The organism is Allobosea sp. CER48 (assembly GCF_044752385.1).
Taxonomy (GTDB): Bacteria; Pseudomonadota; Alphaproteobacteria; order Rhizobiales; family Beijerinckiaceae; genus Allobosea.
In genome coordinates this window covers 1-1,822 of the sequence record NZ_JBIWYK010000552.1, presented here as the reverse complement: position 1 = coordinate 1,822, position 1,822 = coordinate 1, and the positions used below count along the sequence as shown (strand labels likewise).

At 64.4% G+C, this 1,822-nt stretch carries 1 protein-coding gene; it reads right to left on the bottom strand.

Features of this window, described 5'->3' with window-relative positions; genetic code table 11:
- Positions 1-35: 35 nt before the first annotated feature.
- Positions 36-1,688: an energy-dependent translational throttle protein EttA gene (gene ettA / locus ACIPIA_RS15435; RefSeq protein WP_400510818.1), complete on the bottom strand. Its 1,653-nt coding sequence runs from the start codon at positions 1,686-1,688 to the stop codon at positions 36-38.
- Positions 1,689-1,822 lie beyond the last annotated feature (134 nt).

The following is a 1,822-nucleotide window of genomic DNA, read 5'->3' as shown; positions in this document are numbered from 1 at the left end:
GCGCCACGGGGCTTTCCTATCCTGGGATCAGCGCCTCAGCGCGTGAACTTCTTGTACTGAATGCGCTTCGGAATGGTCGAGTCGATGCCGAGGCGACGCTTCTTGTCTTCCTCGTATTCAGCGAAGTTGCCCTCGAACCACTCGACATGGCTGTCGCCCTCGAAGGCGAGGATATGGGTCGCGATACGGTCGAGGAACCAGCGATCGTGGCTGATGATCACGGCGCAGCCGGCGTAATCCTCCAGCGCCTCCTCGAGCGCACGCAGCGTGTCGACGTCGAGGTCGTTGGTCGGCTCGTCGAGCAGCAGGACGTTGGCGCCGCTCTTCAGCATCTTGGCGAGGTGGACGCGGTTGCGCTCGCCGCCCGAGAGCGAGCCGACCTTCTTCTGCTGGTCGCCACCCTTGAAATTGAAGGCGGAGCAATAGGCGCGCGAATTGATCTCTTTCTTGCCGAGATAGATGATGTCGTTGCCGCCGGAGATTTCCTCCCAGACGTTCTTCTTGTCGTCGAGCGAGTCGCGGCTCTGGTCGACATAGCCGAGCTGTACGCTCTCGCCGATCTTGATCGTGCCGGCATCGGGCTTCTCGGCGCCGGTGATCATCTTGAACAGGGTCGTCTTGCCGGCGCCGTTGGGGCCGATCACGCCGACGATGCCGCCCGGCGGCAGCTTGAAGGTCAGCCCGTCGATCAGGAGCTTGTCCTGGAAGCCCTTCGACAGGTCCTCGAAATCGACGACGTTGTTGCCCAGCCGCTCCGCGATCGGAATGATGATCTGGGCGGTGTCCGGCCCCTTGTTCGAGGCCTTCTGCACAAGCTCGTCATAGCGCTGGATACGGGCCTTGCTCTTGGCCTGACGGGCCTTCGGCGAAGCCGCCATCCACTCCGCCTCGCGCTCCAGCGTCTTCTGGCGCGAGGCATCCTCGCGGCCTTCCTGGGCGAGGCGCTTCTGCTTCTGCACCGACCAGGCCGAGTAGTTGCCCTCATAGGGGATGCCCTGGCCGCGATCGAGCTCGAGGATCCAGCTGGTGACGTTGTCGAGGAAGTAGCGATCGTGGGTGACGATCAGGATCGCGCCCGGATAGGTCCGCAGGTGGCCTTCCAGCCAAGCGGTGGTCTCGGCGTCCAGATGGTTCGTCGGTTCGTCGAGCAGCAGCAGCTCGGGCTGTTCCAGCAGCAGCTTGCACATGGCGACGCGGCGGCGCTCGCCGCCCGACAGCTTGTCGACCGCCCAGTCGTCCGGCGGGCAGCGCAGCGCGTCCATCGCCTGGTCGACCTTGGAATCGAGATCCCAGAGGCCCTTTGCCTCGATCTCGTCCTGGAGATTGGTCATCTCGTCGGCGGTCTCGTCGGAATAGTTCATGGCGAGCTCGTTGTAGCGGTCGAGGATCGCCTTCTGCGGCGCGACGCCGAGCATCACGTTCTCGCGGACCGTCAGGCTCTCGTCGAGCTTCGGCTCCTGCGGCAGGTAGCCGACGCGCGCGCCCTCCGCGACCCAGGCCTCGCCGGTCCATTCCTTGTCGAAGCCGGCCATGATCTTGAGCAGGGTCGATTTACCGGCGCCGTTGACGCCGAGCACGCCGATCTTCGCGTCCGGGTAAAAGGAGAGATGGATGTTGTTCAGGACCTGCTTGCCGCCCGGATAGGTCTTGGACAGGCCGCGCATGTGGTAGATGAACTGGCGGGACATGAGGCGAGCGGGCTCCGCTTTCGGGGCTGCGACACGGGATGTCGGGAAATCTGGCCGCTATGTAGCGAGCGCCGCCGCCCGCCGCAACCGCTCCGGCCCATTGCGATGGCTGCACGGGTCCGAAACAATGCCGG

What these genes read in the sequence shown, in the direction of transcription:
- ettA (WP_400510818.1), bottom strand. Translation starts at nt 1,688, where the DNA reads ATGTCCCGCCAGTTCATCTACCACATGCGCGGCCTGTCCAAGACCTAT.